This is a genomic window from Nocardia sp. NPDC056952, assembly GCF_042674185.1.
Taxonomy (GTDB): domain Bacteria; phylum Actinomycetota; class Actinomycetes; order Mycobacteriales; family Mycobacteriaceae; genus Nocardia.
Genome location: NZ_JBHURA010000007.1, coordinates 70,913 through 85,853, shown reverse-complemented (window position 1 = coordinate 85,853; position 14,941 = coordinate 70,913). Strand labels below are relative to the sequence as shown.

The window sequence follows — 14,941 nt, the reverse complement described above, 5'->3', positions numbered from 1 at the left end:
CCCGCTAGGAGAATTCGCCATGGCGACAGTGCAGTTCGACGGTGTGACCCATCGCTATCCCGGCGCCGACGCCCCCGCCGTCGACGCACTCGACATCGACATCGCCGATGGTGAATTCCTCGTGCTGGTCGGCCCTTCCGGCTGCGGCAAGTCGACCAGCCTGCGGATGCTGGCCGGACTCGAATCCGTGGAGGCGGGCACGATTCGCATCGGTGAGCGCGATGTCACCGACCTGCCGCCGCGCGCCCGCGACGTGGCGATGGTGTTCCAGAGCTACGCGCTCTACCCGAACATGACCGTCGCCGAGAACATGGGCTTCGCGCTGCGCAACGCGGGAATGTCGAAGTCCGACACCTTGGTTCGGGTGAAGGAAGCCGCAGCGATGCTCGAACTCGAGCCGCTGCTCGACCGCAAACCGGCCAAGCTCTCCGGCGGCCAGCGTCAGCGCGTTGCCATGGGCCGCGCCATCGTGCGCCGCCCGCAGGTGTTCTGCATGGACGAGCCGCTGTCCAACCTGGACGCGAAGTTGAGGGTGAGCACCCGGTCCCAGATCGCGGCGTTGCAGCAGCGACTCGGCACGACCACCGTTTACGTCACCCACGACCAAGTGGAAGCGATGACGATGGGGCACCGTGTCGCGGTGCTCCGCGACGGAACCCTCCAGCAGATCGCCTCTCCGCGTGAGCTGTACGACAATCCGTTGAACACCTTCGTTGCCGGGTTCATCGGTTCACCCGGCATGAACCTGCTCGAAGCCCCCGTGGCCGACGGCGAGGCAGTGCTCGACGGACTGCGGATCCCGGTGCCCCGCAACATCTCCGGAGCGCGCGTGGTTCTCGGCATCCGCCCCGAATCCTGGGAAGTCACCACCGATCCCACCGGAATCACCGTCGTCGCCGAACTGCTCGAGGAACTGGGCGCCGAATCCTTCGTCTACACCCACGGCGCGGGCACCGACTGGTCCACCCGCTCCGGCAAGATCGTCGTCCGGGTGGACCGCCGCTTCCAGACCACCCTCGGCGAAACCCTGCACCTGCGGCCGAAGCCGGACGAGGTGTTCTTCTTCGACGCGGACACCGAACTGCGCTTGCGCTAGGACAGGCCCGCCGCGGTGCGGCGGCCGATCGCGGCGTTGAGGGCGTCGAGTTCGGCGAGGATGTCGGTGGCGGCCCATATTCGGTTTCGTTTGGAGTCGGAGACGACGTCGAGGATGCCCACGTCGACCAGTCGTTCGAGGGCACGGTAGGTCGCCGAATCGGTTGTCGCCGTGATGGCGTTCGCGTCGGCCACGGTGAGAATCGGGTGCTCGACCAGGTTCGCCAAGAGCGCTTCGTCGGCGGAACCGCCGCGGGGGCGGGCGCGGTCTCGCCATCGCTGGGGGAGCGCGGCGAGAGTGCGGGCCGAGTCGATCGCCGCCTCGCTGGCGTACACCGCGGCGAGCGCCAGATAGATGACGAATTCGTCGGCGGCACCGGCGCGGTAGGCGGCCAGCTGGGCGAAATAGCGGGAGGTGTCGGCGAGCATGACCGACGCCAAGGGGACGGTGACTCTGTCGGTCAGCCCGCGTCTGCGCAGAATGGCGCTCACCAGGGCGCGTCCGATCCGGCCGTTGCCGCTGACGAACGGGTGGATCGACACGAACTGCGCGTGCGCGATCGCCGCTTGGACCAGGATCGGCAGATCACCACGCGCGACGAAGGCGAGCAGGTCGGCCACCAGTTCGGGCACGAGTTCCGGTGGCGGTGGCACATACAGGGCGTGCAGCGGCGTGTAATCGCTACCGCCGATCCAGGTTTGGACGGTCCGGAAGCGTCCGGCCTTCTCCCACTCCGGAGCGATCAGCACACGATGGGCGCTGAGCAGATTCGCCTCCGTGATCCGGCTGGTCGCCGCACTGTCGACCAGTCCGGTGAGTGCCCGGACCGCGCTGACCTGTGACGCCGCCTCAGGTCCGGCCGTCGCGCCGCCGAAGGATTTGCTGAATGCTCGCCACCCCGCATCGATGTGCTCGATCCGCGACGACGCGACAGCTTCGCTGCGCAGCAGGAATTCGCGCAACGGTGCCGAATACTGGCCCTGGCCGGCTTCTAGATGCGTCACGGCGATCACGGCGGCTTCGCTAGCCGATGTTGTTCGCCTGGTGGCGAAGTCGAGTTCGGCGATGCGCGGTGGGATCGACACCGCTGCCTGTTCGGGGACGGGGCCGACTCGCGGACTTCGTCCGTCACGCGCCTGCCAGGAACGCTGCTCCGTGCGGTGGGCCGGCCAATCCATGTGCTCTTACTGTACTTTCGCTATCGCAAACTCTACTTACATGGTCGCTACTCGCGTTTGCCGAAAGTGACGACAGCAACTAGGTGACTACTCGTTATTCGCGCCGTTCGGTTCTCGTGTGGGTCCGCGCCCGGTCGACAGCTTGCCGGATGCCCTCGGTGAAGGGGTCACCGTGGCCGGGGAGAACCAGGTCGGCGGCGAGCGGCTCGAGGGCCTCGAGTGCTGTGAGGGTTTCCGGGGTCGAGTGGTTGAAGAAGTCGGGAAGTAGTTGGGGGCCTGTGAATTTCGAGGTGGGATGCGCGGTAACCAGGGTGTCGCCGGTGACTACCGCGCCGGCGGCCGCGAGATGGAAGGCGGAGTGGCCCGAGGTGTGTCCCGGGGTCGCGATCGGCGTGGGGTGGCCGGGAAGATCCAGCTCGCCCGCGGTGCGGAAGGGCTGGATGTGGGGGACCTGGTTCTTACGGAGGCCGCCCGCGCGGGTGATCCGCAGAGCCCAGCCGCAGGTGGAGACGTCGGTGAGGCGTTTGATCACGTCGAGCGGGGTGGCGGACTCGTGGACCTCGCCTTTGGCGTGCGGCACCTCGAGGCGACTGGTGTAGGCGGGGATGCCGTACTTCGCCTGTAGGTGGTTGAGGGCGCCGACGTGGTCCAGGTGTGCATGGGTCAGCAGCACCGCGGTGATGTCCTCGGGGCGATGACCGAGGGCCTCGACGGTGGCTTCGATCAGGCCGGCGTCGCCGTACCACCCCGCGTCGATCAGGGTGAGGTCACGACCCTCGCGGAGCAGGACCATGTTCACGTCCGTGCCCGCGATGGTGAAGACGTTGTCGGCGACCTGCTGGTGACGCATGAGAATTGTCCCTCTCCGATGCAGTGGGTTTCGACCCTACCGGCGACCGGCAGGGTCGAGACCTCGTCACCAGATGGTCACACGTTCCTCCGGCTTCAAGTAGAGCTTGTCCGCCGGAGTCACGTCGAAAGCCTCGTAGAAGCTGTCGATATTGCGGATCACCGCATTGCAGCGGAACTCCGGCGGGGAGTGCGGGTCGACGGCGAGACGGCGGATCGCCTCCTCGGTGCGGGCCTTCGTGCGCCAGACCTGCGCCCAACCGTAGAAGACGCGCTGCAGCCCGGTGAGGCCGTCGATCACCGGAGGTTCCTTGCCTTCGAGCGAGATCTTGTAGGCGGCGAGGGCGATGGACAGTCCGCCGAGGTCGCCGATGTTCTCACCGATGGTGAATTCGCCGTTCACGGTGTGCTCGTCGTCCAGGTCGGCGGGGGAGAGCACGTTGTACTGGTCGATCAGGGCCTTGGTGCGCTTGCCGAACTCGGCGCGATCCTCGTCGGTCCACCAGTCCTGCATGTTGCCGTCGCCGTCGTACTTCGCGCCCTGGTCGTCGAAGCCGTGCCCGATCTCGTGCCCGATCACCGCGCCGATCCCGCCGTAGTTGGCGGCGTCGTCGGCGTTCATGTCGAAGAACGGCGGCTGCAGGATCGCCGCGGGGAACACGATCTCGTTCATGCCGGGGTTGTAGTAGGCGTTCACGGTCTGCGGGGTCATGAACCATTCGCCACGATCGACTTCACCACCCAGTTTGCCCAGGTCACGGTCGTGCTCGGCGGCATGGCCACGGCGGTAGTTGCCGACGAGGTCGCTCGCGTCGATCTCGACCGCGGAGTAGTCGCGCCAGGTGTCGGGGTAGCCGATCTTGGGGGTGAACTTCTCCAGCTTGGTCAGTGCGGCCGCGCGGGTGTCGGGGCCCATCCACTCGAGGTCGGCGATATTGCGGCGGTAGGCCTCCTGGAGATTGGCCACCAGCTCCACCATGCGGGCCTTGGCCTGCGGCGGAAAGTGCCGGGCCACATACAGTTTGCCGACTGCTTCACCGAGCAGTTCCTGCACCAGCGACACACCGCGCTTCCAGCGTTCGCGGTTCTCCTCGGCGCCGGTGAGAGTGCGTCCGTAGAAGTCGAAGTACTCCTCGACGATCTCGTCGGTGAGGAACCCCGAACGCGCGTGCAGCACCTGCCACGCCGCCCACGCCTGCCAATCCGTTTGCGGCACCTCGGCCCACGCGGCGGCGAAGGCGCGCACGTAGCCTGGCTGACGCACGACGAGTTCGGCGAACAGGTCCTTGCCGTCACGGTCGAGTCCGGTGGCGACACCGTCTACCCACGCGGCCCAGTCGAATTCCGGGTTCTCGGCGACCAGGTCGGCGAAAGTGGTGAGGTTGTAGCTCTTTTCGGCATCCCGACGTCGGACGACATCCCAATGTCCCGCGGCGAGTGTGCGTTCCAGCTCGAACACGCGGCGGGCCGCGTCGGCCGGGTCAGCGGGGAGCAGGCCCGCCAGCGACGCGTCCGCGGCGGCGATGGTGAACGTCTTGGTGATGTGCGCGAGGTACGCGTCGCGGATTTCCGCGAACTCGTCGGCGCGGTAGTAGGACTCGTCGGGCAGCCCGATGCCCGACTGGGTCGCGTGCACGAGGTAGCGGGTGGAGTTCTTGTCGTCGGTGTCCACGTAGTAGGCGAGCGCGCCACGGACCCCCGTGCGCTGCAAGCGCCCGAGCAGCGCGGCGAACGCACTCGGATCGCCGACCTCGGCGATCGCGCGCAACTCCTCGGCGACAGGTGTGAACCCGGCCGCCGCGACCACATCGGTGGCCATGAAGCTCGAGAACAGATCCCCGATCTTGCGGGCGTCGGCATCGTCGGCCGCACCGGCGGCACTATCGGTGATGATCGCCTGCACATCTAGCTCGGCCTGGTCGTAGAGCGTGCGAAACGCACCGTCGACAGCCCGGTCGGCCGGGATCTCATACCCGGCCAACCACTGCCCGTTGACATGCGCGAACAGATCGTCCTGCACCCGCACATCCTGATCGCGGAAGGACAGATCAATACCGGAGGGAGCGCTCAGATCAGAAGTCACGCCCCCCAGTATGCCGAAACACCGATGGCCGGCGACGTGGTCTTACACGCAGGCGAACTCGTCGTCGCGGACGCCGGCTACGAAGGCATTCCACTCTTCGGGGGTGAAGCGGAGGACGACGGCTTCGTGGCGGAGGGTCGTCGAGCCGTCGGGGGAGGTGTGGGCCACCAGGTCGGGGTGGGGGCGGGCGGTGAGAAGGCAGTGGAGGAAGGCTGTCCAGAGGGGGGCGTCGACGGTGATGATGGGCTCGTCCAGGCCGGCGTTCATCGGGTTGCGGCGGAATTTGCTGTCTCGTATCTGGACAGCGTCTCCATCGAAACGAACCTCGACACACTGGTTGCCGTTATTCGAGCGTGACGAGGTGAACCAGCCGTGTTCGGCCGGGCGGCGGCGAGCGGTGGTGGACATACCCAGAATCTTACACGCTTGCATACTCCCTGATCAGGGCGAGAGATTCGGTGCGGGAAAGGGATTGCTCGCGGGCACGTACGTAGGCGAAGCCGAGATCGCGGACCTGTTCGGCGTCGTCGACATGACCGCCGAACACCGCGCTCTCGGCCCAGGCGAAGGTAGGTAGCTGATCGCTTGCGAAGTCGAGCAGATGGAAGCTGGAACCGCCGAGCACGGCCCCCTCGGTCGCACTGAACGGAATGACGCGCACGTCGACGGTGTCGAGTTCGCGCACCAGCGCGACCAGGTGCCGCAACTGCCCGCGCAGCACCTCACCACCGCCGGTCTGCTGACGCAGAGTGGCCTCGCCGAGCACCGCGGTGAGTTCCAGCGGATCGGGCCCGTGCAACCGCTGCTGGCGACGTAGCCGTATCGAGACTAATTGGTCAACTTGGACCGGGCGGATCATCACATCGGCACTGATCAGTGCCCGCGCGTACGCCTCGGTCTGCAACAGACCGGGCACGATCATGCTGTCGTAGCTGCGGATACTCTGCGCGCCCGCCTCCATCCCGTACAGCCGCTGCAGCTCGGGACCGATCAGCGCCGAGGAGGCCGTCGTCCACCAGCCGCGCTGCTTACTCGCTTCGAGCAGGGCGAGCAGCTCGAGGCGTTCGTCGGGCGTGACATCGAGAACGTCGAGAACCGGCTCGATGGTGGTGCGGGTGAGCACCCGCCTGCCCTTCTCGACATGCGACCAGTTCGCGGGCGTGAACCCGACGCGACGGGCGAACCCGGCCGAATCGAATCCGCGCTGCTCACGGAGTTCGCGCAGACGCAGGACGAGTTCCCACCGCGCGACGGTCGGCGAAACGGGAGCCATGGGCGAATATCGTACGCTGATCGACACACCAGCTACTGACTATTGTCAGCGCGGTTGTGCGGCTATAGGCTGCGTAGAACGGCATTTTTCCCTCACGTCCTGCCGTTATGAAAAAGTTTCCGCGCCACCTGGTCGTGATGCTCCACTTCTCGCCGAGATTCGCCCCAATCGAGCGAACTCACAGCTACATCGAACCACCGTCGACAGAGACGAGGTCGTGATGAGCACGTTGCACACTGATGAGGACAAGGGCGGGTATACGGCGGCCGAGGAATACTCGGCCACCCAGGACGCTTTGGCGCGCTGTCGCCAATACCGCAAGCACCATGGCCTCTACGGCGTCGTCGACGCGGCGCTGGGACGGATCGTGCTCGAGATCGGCGCGGTCGGCGCGGTGGTGATGCCATCGACGCTGGGCGAACGAGTCCGCGGGATGCTCGTCACGCGCGGCCTGCGCTGCGGGCCGATCATCGCCCACCCCCGCTCCGGCCGCTGGACCTTCCTCACCGGGCCGGTCGACAACTCCTACCTCGACACCGTGCTGTTCGCCGAGCTGTTCCGGGTCTGCGCCTCGGTCGCCCTGCCCGGTAGCGAGGTGGTGCTGCCGTCGCCGGCCGACGAGCGCAGCGGATATCGCACCTGGATGCAGGCGCCCGACGGCGACTTCCGACCCGATTTCGCGCAGATCGTTGCCGCTACCAGGACAAATGCCAAGTCGGCGACCTTGATCCGGCAGCCGGGTTCGGCCTGAGCTCACCCACCGCCGAGGCGCGCGTGCATCTCCCAGACGAGCACCTCGGCGTCGCCGTGCGGACGGATCAACTGGCCGCCGGAGCGGGTCAGCCGAATCGCGTCGCCCTGGGACAGGGTGCCGAGACCCTCGACGTCGACCTCACCGCGTGCGACGAAAACATGCAGGTAGGGGGCATCAGGAAGGGTGACGCCGGGACTGTCAGCCGTCATCCTGGCAACGTGCATGGCGGCATGTGAGGAATTGATCGCGATGGCCGTGCGGTCGCGATAGCGAGGTAGGCCCGACGCGACCGTCACCAGCTCGCCGCGCGCGAGCTCGTCGTCGATCTCGAGCTGCTGGTAGCCGGGGTCGACGCCCGGCTCATCCGGAACCACCCACATCTGCACGAAGTGCACCGGCTCGTCGTGGGTCTTGCCGTCGAGGCGCCACGAATCGTTCTTCTCCGAGTGCATGATGCCCGTGCCCGCGCTCATGCGCTGGGCCAGACCCGGATAGATGACACCGTTGTGGCCGAGCGAATCCTGATGCACGAGGCTGCCGCCGAGCACCCAGGTGACGATTTCCATGTCCCGATGCGGATGGGTGTCGAAGCCCTCGCCGGGCAGCACCACGTCCTCGTTGTTCACCAGCAGCAGCCCGTGATGGGTGTTGTCGGGGTCGTAGTGCTCGCCGAAGGAGAACGAATGCTTGGAGTCGAGCCACGGGATCCGCGTCTTCATCCGGTCGCCACCGCGGTGTAGTTCGATCCGCGGCGGTGTCGTCGATGTGGGCGTCACCCTTCAATTCTGGCACCACTATGGTCATGACGTGTCGACTCATCCCCCTGACGGCTCGAATACGGCGGATGAGCAGCCGATCTCGATGAGACATCTGCTTCGCGACACCCGCGAGGTGGTCCGCCGGAACCCGCGGGTGCCACGGCTGGCCCTGTTGCGGCTGGCCGCGCAGTTCGGTGACGGGATGTTCCAGGCGGCCCTGTCGGGCGCGATCCTGTTCAACCCGGAACGCGAGACCGATCCGCTGGCCATCGCCGCCGGTTTCGCGGTGCTGCTGCTGCCGTATTCGGTGCTCGGGCCGTACGCGGGCGCGCTGCTGGATCGGTGGGATCGGCGCAATGTGCTGCTGGCGGCGAGTGTGGCGCGGGCGGTGCTGATCGGCGTGGCCGCGATCGGGCTGTTCGTGGGCGTGGGGGAGACGCCACTGCTGGTGCTGGCGCTGGCGACGGTGGGGATCAGCAGGTTCGTGCTGGCCGGTGTGTCGGCGGCGCTGCCGCGGGTGCTCGAGCAGCGCTGGCTGGTGCCGATGAATTCGGTGCTGGCGACGGTGGCCTCGGTATGTGCCGGGATCGGCGCCGCGGCGTCGGTGGCGGTGATCGCGCTGATCGGCGCGGGCGACGCGGCCTCGGCGGTCGCGGTGGCGTTGAGCGGGCTCGGCTCGCTGGTCGGCGCGGTGCTGGCCTACGGGTTCGGACCGCATGTGCTCGGGCCGGACCGTGGCTCGGCCGCGACCGAGAGCACCGTGCACGCCATCGCGACCGGTCTGCGCACCGGCGCGCGGGCCGTGTGGCGTGCGGCCCAGGTGACCACGGCGATGATCGGCATCGGCGCGCATCGCATCGTCTTCGGAATGAACACGCTGATCATGGTGCTGGTGCTGCGCCAGCCCACCGACGGCGCCGAGATGAGCGGCGGGCTGGTCGGCTTCGGGGTGGCGATCGGCTTCGCGGCGGCGGGCATGCTGCTGGCCGCGATCGGTGCGCCGATCCTGATTCCGCGCCTCGGCAGGCCGCGCACCGTACTGCTCGGGCTCACGACAGCGGTGATCGTGCAGCTCACGCTCGTGACGCCGATCGCGCTGGCCACCGGGCCCGCGGTCGACAACGCGCACCGACTGCTGCTGGCAGGCGCGTTCGGGCTCGGCCTCGCCGGGCAGACGATCAAGCTCACCGGCGACGCGAGCATGCAGATCGACATCGACGACGACCAGCGCGGACAGGTATTCGCCCTGCAGGACACGGTTTTCAACGTCTGCTTCGTCTTGGCGATCGCGGTGACCGCGCTGGTGATCCCGGCCGACGGACGTTCGATCGGGGTGGTGCTGGCCGGCGCCGGGGTGTACGCCCTCGGCATCGCGGCCATCGTGCTCAATTCCCGTCGAGCCAGGGTGGCCTGCTGAGGGTGCCCGCGGGTTCCTGGGCCAGCACCGTTCGGTGATCGGCGGTGGCCGGCGCGATGTCGGGGAGCAGCGTGTCGTGGTCGACGCCGGTGTCGTAATCGATCCAGAGCGCGTCGACGACGCTCGTGTCGGCCAGTTCGTCGTAGCTCGACCAGTGGTGCACGACCGCGTCGCCGGTTCCGAAGACGTACTCGATTTCGTTCACATGTGTTTGGACGCACGGCAACAGCGATCGGTTCCGGTAAGTTCTCACAAGATCACAGGTGTTCCTCGCCGACACCGATTCGAGGGAGCCAGATGCGCGCAAGACCGGTATCGCACGGAACTGCCGCCGTGGGTGTGCTGCTGTCCGCCATCCTCGCCGTCCCCGCACAGGCGGGCCCGCTGCCGTGGGTGCCCCCGCCGGTGAATCTCTGCGGGGAAACAGGATTCGACCCGGTCAACCGGCTGCCCGACCCGGCCGCACCGCCCGCGCCGGTCCTGCCGCCGAGTATCGACATCCCGGTCTGGGTACCGCAGCTGACGCCGGTACCGATTCCCGACCCGCCGCACGACAACACGCGCGTCGCACAGGTTCCGCTGCCCTCGGACCCGTGCCGCAATCCGTGCCCGGAGGTCCGTGACACGCCGGAACCCGAACCGGAAAGTACGGACGAGTCCACCTCGACCGGATCGGCGATCGCGTTGCCGCGGATCAGGATCAACCCGGAGATCGAGCCGATTCCGATCCCGGTGCCCGGCGGCGAGGGCGAACCGGCCCAGGAAGCGCCGGAACCGGTGGTCCGGCCGATCGAGCGCGGTCCGCTGGGGGCGCCGGTCACGCCCGCGAAGGTGGAGTCCGTCCGCCTCGTGGACCAGGTCACCGGACACGGCTCGACCAACCGGACCGATATGCGCTGGCAGGTCGACGGCACCGACCTCGGGCTGTTCTGGGAAACCGAACCGGGCAAGGTGGCCATGGTTTTCGGCGACACCTTCGGCGAGGGCTGGGCCTACGGCGGCGCCGGCTCCGACGGCGCCGACTGGCGATCGAATGTGCTGGCCTACAGCACCGACAAGGATCTGAGCGACGGCATCACCATCGACTCGATGGTGCAGGACAGCCCCTGTCACGCCGCCGAGCTCCTCGGCAGCCGCAAGATCAAGAACTGGGAGACCACCACGATCCCGACCTCGGGGTTCGCGCTCGGCAAACGGCAGTTCATGAGCTACATGTCGGTGAACCACTGGTCGAAGATCCCCGGCATGTGGATGACGAACTACGGCGGACTCGCCTACTCCGACGACGGCGGCTCGACCTGGACCAAAGATCAGCATGCCCGCTGGGAGAACATGTTCGGCCTCGGGCAATTCCAGGTGGCGGCGATGGTGCCGCACGGGGACTACGTCTACATGTTCGGCACGCCCAACGGCCGGATCGGGACGATCGGCCTGGCCAGGGTGCGCAAGGCCGACGTGCTCAACAAGACGGCCTACCAGTACTGGGTGGACGGCAATTGGGCGCCCGCGGCGCAGAATTCGGCGACACCGCTCGTGAACGGGATGGCCAGCGAGCTGTCGGTGCGGTTCGACGAGGAAAGCCGGCAGTGGCAGATGGTCTATCTCGATTCGGCCGCGAGCCAGATCGTTTTGCGGACCGCCGGCCAGCCGCAGGGCGCCTGGACCTCGACAGTGCCGCTGGTGTCCACCGAGATGTATCCGAAGGCGTACGGCGGGTTCATCCATCCCTGGTCGACCGCGCAGGACCTGTACTTCACGATGTCGGCGTGGGACAGCTACAACGTGTACCTCATGCACGCGCGATTGAATCCGCCGCGCTGAGTCAGGACGCCGCCACGAACAGCAGTCTGTCGCCGGGGCGAGCCTGCGCGACACGGTCGACATCGGCATCCAGGACGACGGCGATCACCGGATAACCGCCGGTGATCGGGTGATCGGCCAGGAAGACGACCGGCTGACCGCTCGGTGGCACCTGCACCGAGCCCAGCGCCACGCCCTCGGAGGGCAATTCACGGCCGATCGACCGCACCAGCGGGGGTCCGTCGCCGCGATCCAGCCGGGCGCCGACCCGGTCGGTGTCGGTGGAAACGATCCAGGAACCGCGGAACAGCTGATCGGGATCGGTGAACCAGTCCGCGCGCGGGCCCGGACACGCTCGGACCGTGAGCACTTTCGGCGGCAGCGGAACCGGCGCGAATTCCACGGTCGGGAGGGTGCGCGGCGGGGGACCGACCGGCAGCTGCGTGCCGACCACCAGCGGGTCGGGACCGATGCCGGACAAGGTGTCGCGGCTGCGCGAACCCAGCACCTTGGCCACATCGATACCGCCGCGCACCGCCACGTAGCTGCGCAGACCGGTGTTCGCGAGGCCCAGTCGCAGCACCTGGCCCTCGTCGAGTTCGAGCACACTCGCGTGCCCGACCGGGGTGCCGTCGACGGTGGCGGGGGCGGGCGCGCCGGTGACCGCGACGGTGAGGTGACCGTCGGCGCGCAAGGCGAGACCGCCGAGCAGCGCTTCGATGGCGGCGAAGTCCTCCGGATTGCCGACCAGCCGGTTCGCCAGCCGCAGTGACCCGCGGTCGGCCGCACCCGCCTGGCCGACGCCGGAATCGAACCAGCCCTGTCTGCCCAGGTCCTGCACTGTCGCGAGCGGCCCCACCCGTTCGATGAAGATCAGCATGCGATCTCTCCCCGATTCGCTGTCGAGGCGGCGCACCGTTGAGCAGCCCTTGATTTTCCGCCGAAGCAGCTATTCGTCGGAAGCGACGAACCTGATCGCCGAACCCGCCCGCACCAGCGCGGGTGGATCGCGGTCCACCGCCCACATTCGCAGATCGGTGGTGCCGATCAACTGCCAACCGCCCGGCGTGCCGCGCGGGTAGACGGCCGAATATCCGCCGGCCAGCGCCACCGCGCCGGCCGGAATGGCCGTGCGGGCATGGGTGCGGCGTGGCACCGTGAGCCTGCCGTCGGGCGAGGTGAGGTAGCCGAAACCGGGCGCGAAACCGACGAACGCGCACCGCCAGACAGTGCCGGTGTGCGCCGCGATCACCTCCGGGATCGACAGGTCGAGCAACCGCGCCACCTCGGGCAGGTCCGCGCCGTCGTAGCGCACCGGGATCTCCACCACCGGCTCGGTATCCGGCACTGTTCCACGGGAAACATCCGGCGAATCCGCTTGCGGTGGCTCGTGATCCAGCCGGTCGAGCAGCGCGACGAGCTCACGGCGGACCTGCACGCCGTAACTCACCGAATGCATGGTGACCAGCACGGTTTCCGCCGCGGGCAGCACATCCTCGACACCGGCTATCGCGTGCACGCGCAGCGCGGAGGCCAAGCGCTGTACCGGGCGCGGGTCGTCGAGGGTGATGAGCATGGCGCGGTCACCCGCGGGCCGGATCCGCGCGTTCCAATCGATGTCCATCGTGCCTCCCACCCCTCAGCTGAACGGCTCCACCGGTATCCCGGCTTCGTCGAGCGCCCCCCGAATCCGGCGGGCCATCTCGACGGCCGCCGGAGAGTCGCCGTGGACGCACACGCTGGCCACGGACACGGCGACCGTACCGGGACCGTCTACGGTACGCGCGGTCCCCGACAGCGCAAGAGTTGTCGCCTGGGCCACGGCGTCGTCGGCCGACAGCACCGCCCCGGCAACTCCGCGCGGGGCCAGCGAACCTGTTGCAGTGTAGGCCCGGTCAGCGAATCCCTCACCGACGAAACGCACCCGCTGGGCGGCCCGTTCCAGTTCGGTACCCGCCGGTCCGAGCAGTGCGAGACCGGGTTCGGCCTCGGCCACCGCGGCGACAAGGGCTTCGGCGAGCAGGCGATCGCGCGCGGCCGCGTGGTAGAGCGCACCGTGTGGTTTCACATAGCGGACCCGGTCGCCCGCCGCCCGCGCGAAGGCCGCGAGCGCGCCGATCTGATAGAGCACCTCGTCGCGCAGATCGGCCGGGGCGATGGCGATATCGCGGCGGCCGAAACCCACCAGATCGCGATAGCCGACGTGCGCGCCGATCCGCACCCCCTTGGCCACCGCGAGTTCGCAGGTGCGGCGCATGATGGTCGGATCGCCCGCATGGAAACCACACGCGATGTTCGCGCTGGTCACGATGTCGAGCATGGCGGCATCGTCACCCATCCGCCACGGGCCCAAGCCCTCGCCCAGATCACTGTTCAGGTCCAGCGGCATGCGATGCCCTCCGGTCTTCGCGGGTCACTCGCCGGGAATGTACCCCGGTATTTCGAGCATGAACGCACAGATTCATACCGTTATCACCGGGGCGCGGTTCAGCAGGCGTACACGCGGACCTCGGCGGCCTTCACCGCGAAGTAGACCTGAATGCCGGTGGTGAGGTGGAGTTGGGCGACAGCGGCGGGGGTCAGGTCCGCGCAGAGACCAGGCGCCTGCGGTGCGTCACCGCGAACCCGGACGATGCCGCCCCGGTCGGTGATCTCGGTGATGTCGACGGTGAACACGTTGCGTGGGCTACCGCCGGGCCGGCTGCGGAATACCGACACCGCGGCCGGAGCGAACACCGCCGCGGCGTGGGCGCCGGGGAGGAAATCGCCGACGACGCAGCCATCGACGCCGAGGTCGTCGACGAGCACCGTCCCCAGGGCCGGGGCCGGATCGCCGGGGTGAGTCCGCGGTGCCTGCGGTTCGCCGGCACCGGTGAGCAGGCCACCGCGTTCGGCCACCGGACCTGTCAGGAGCGCTGACTCGACGCCGGTGCCGCGCAGGAGGTTGAGGCCGGCGATGCGGGCCGCGAAGGGGTTGCGGGGGTGCGCCATCACCTCGGCGACCGGGCCCGATTCGACGATGCGGCCCGCTTCCAGGACAAAGAGGCGGTCGGCGAGGGTGATGGCGTCGATGATGTCGTGGGTGACCAGGACGGCGCAGCGGGGGTGGGCGCGACCGGGTTCGTCGCGCAGGACGCGACGGAGCAGGGTTCGCATGGCCGGGGCGACATCGACATCGAGCGCCGACATGGGTTCGTCGAGGAGCAGCAGGTCGGGGTCGACGGCGAGAGCGCGGGCCAGGGCGACACGCTGGGATTGGCCACCGGAGAGCCCGCCGGGGTGGCGGTCGGCGAATTCTTTCGCATCGACGGCGCTCAGCCAGTATTCGGCGATTTCGCGGGAGGTGCGCGTATTGGCGCCTCGACTGCGTGGGCCGAAGGCGACATTGTCGCGCACGCTGAGGTGGGGGAACAGGAGTGGGTCCTGGGCGAGCAGAGAGACTCCGCGCCGATGTGGGGGCAGCGCAATGCCTTCGGCAGTGTCGGTGAGGGTGCGTTCGCCGAGTCGTACGTGGCCCTCGTCGGGGACCAGCAGTCCGGCGATGACTTGCAGCAAGCTCGACTTCCCCGCGCCGTTGGGGCCGAGCACGGCGAGTACTTCGCCGGGGCCGGCTTCGATCCGCAAGTCGAGATGGCGGCCGGCGATCCGCGCGGACACCGACAGCCCGCTCGGAGGGCTCGAACGATCGGCGGGCCACGTCGCAGGTGGGCCGGTATGGTCGCTCGGCACATCA

At 68.1% G+C, this 14,941-nt stretch carries 15 protein-coding genes; 4 read left to right on the top strand and 11 right to left on the bottom strand.

All coding sequences use genetic code 11. The features are described from left to right. Positions 1-19: 19 nt before the first annotated feature. Complete coding sequence (locus ACFTS5_RS23700) at positions 20-1,096, top strand: ABC transporter ATP-binding protein (RefSeq protein WP_378634669.1); 1,077 nt, start codon at positions 20-22, stop codon at positions 1,094-1,096. On the opposite strand, the gene ACFTS5_RS23695 is transcribed toward ACFTS5_RS23700, so the two are convergent. The 5 genes from ACFTS5_RS23695 to ACFTS5_RS23675 form a co-directional block, all read right to left on the bottom strand. Beyond that, positions 1,093-2,274: a Fic family protein gene (locus ACFTS5_RS23695; protein WP_378634668.1), complete on the bottom strand. Its 1,182-nt coding sequence runs from the start codon at positions 2,272-2,274 to the stop codon at positions 1,093-1,095. The genes ACFTS5_RS23700 and ACFTS5_RS23695 overlap by 4 nt on opposite strands. 94 nt (positions 2,275-2,368) lie before the next feature. Beyond that, positions 2,369-3,124, bottom strand: coding sequence for an MBL fold metallo-hydrolase (locus ACFTS5_RS23690; protein WP_378634665.1), 756 nt, complete (start codon positions 3,122-3,124; stop codon positions 2,369-2,371). A 66-nt stretch (positions 3,125-3,190) separates the two neighbouring features. After that, positions 3,191-5,206 carry a M13 family metallopeptidase gene (locus tag ACFTS5_RS23685; RefSeq protein ID WP_378634664.1) on the bottom strand — a complete coding sequence of 672 codons (2,016 nt, stop codon included), beginning with the start codon at positions 5,204-5,206 and terminating at the stop codon, positions 3,191-3,193. 42 nt (positions 5,207-5,248) lie between these two features. After that, positions 5,249-5,614, bottom strand: a complete 366-nt coding sequence (locus ACFTS5_RS23680; RefSeq protein ID WP_378634662.1) for a DUF397 domain-containing protein — start codon at positions 5,612-5,614, stop codon at positions 5,249-5,251. Positions 5,615-5,624: 10 nt separating this feature from the next. Next, positions 5,625-6,479, bottom strand: coding sequence for a helix-turn-helix domain-containing protein (locus tag ACFTS5_RS23675; RefSeq protein ID WP_378634661.1), 855 nt, complete (start codon positions 6,477-6,479; stop codon positions 5,625-5,627). 220 nt (positions 6,480-6,699) lie between these two features. Here ACFTS5_RS23675 and ACFTS5_RS23670 point away from each other — a divergent pair, with 220 nt between their 5' ends. Next, on the top strand, positions 6,700-7,230 hold the full coding sequence (locus ACFTS5_RS23670) for a hypothetical protein (RefSeq protein WP_378634659.1): 531 nt from the start codon (positions 6,700-6,702) through the stop codon (positions 7,228-7,230). 2 nt (positions 7,231-7,232) lie between these two features. On the opposite strand, the gene ACFTS5_RS23665 is transcribed toward ACFTS5_RS23670, so the two are convergent. Next, positions 7,233-7,952, bottom strand: coding sequence for a pirin family protein (locus tag ACFTS5_RS23665; RefSeq protein ID WP_378635249.1), 720 nt, complete (start codon positions 7,950-7,952; stop codon positions 7,233-7,235). A gap of 142 nt (positions 7,953-8,094) precedes the next feature. Here ACFTS5_RS23665 and ACFTS5_RS23660 point away from each other — a divergent pair, with 142 nt between their 5' ends. Beyond that, a complete protein-coding gene (locus ACFTS5_RS23660) occupies positions 8,095-9,408 on the top strand; it encodes an MFS transporter (RefSeq protein ID WP_378634657.1) in 1,314 nt (437 codons plus the stop codon). On the opposite strand, the gene ACFTS5_RS23655 is transcribed toward ACFTS5_RS23660, so the two are convergent. Then, entirely contained in the window at positions 9,377-9,613 is a 237-nt protein-coding gene (locus ACFTS5_RS23655; protein WP_378634655.1) for a hypothetical protein, read from the bottom strand. The two genes, ACFTS5_RS23660 and ACFTS5_RS23655, sit on opposite strands and share 32 nt — an antisense overlap. Positions 9,614-9,705: 92 nt before the next feature. Between ACFTS5_RS23655 and ACFTS5_RS23650 the strand changes: the two genes are divergently transcribed. Continuing rightward, positions 9,706-11,229: a DUF4185 domain-containing protein gene (locus ACFTS5_RS23650; protein ID WP_378634654.1), complete on the top strand. Its 1,524-nt coding sequence runs from the start codon at positions 9,706-9,708 to the stop codon at positions 11,227-11,229. A 1-nt stretch (position 11,230) separates the two neighbouring features. Here the strand turns inward: ACFTS5_RS23650 and ACFTS5_RS23645 are convergent, their stop codons facing one another. The 4 genes from ACFTS5_RS23645 to ACFTS5_RS23630 form a co-directional block, all read right to left on the bottom strand. Beyond that, complete coding sequence (locus ACFTS5_RS23645; RefSeq protein WP_378634652.1) at positions 11,231-12,088, bottom strand: biotin-dependent carboxyltransferase family protein; 858 nt, start codon at positions 12,086-12,088, stop codon at positions 11,231-11,233. Positions 12,089-12,157: 69 nt separating this feature from the next. Then, positions 12,158-12,832 carry an allophanate hydrolase subunit 1 gene (locus tag ACFTS5_RS23640; protein WP_378634650.1) on the bottom strand — a complete coding sequence of 225 codons (675 nt, stop codon included), beginning with the start codon at positions 12,830-12,832 and terminating at the stop codon, positions 12,158-12,160. Between the two features lie 15 nt (positions 12,833-12,847). Beyond that, the gene (locus ACFTS5_RS23635; RefSeq protein ID WP_378634648.1) at positions 12,848-13,597 is read right to left on the bottom strand and encodes a LamB/YcsF family protein; all 750 of its coding nucleotides are present in this window, start codon (positions 13,595-13,597) and stop codon (positions 12,848-12,850) included. A 98-nt stretch (positions 13,598-13,695) separates the two neighbouring features. Beyond that, positions 13,696-14,865, bottom strand: a complete 1,170-nt coding sequence (locus ACFTS5_RS23630) for a sulfate/molybdate ABC transporter ATP-binding protein (protein WP_378634646.1) — start codon at positions 14,863-14,865, stop codon at positions 13,696-13,698. Positions 14,866-14,941 lie beyond the last annotated feature (76 nt).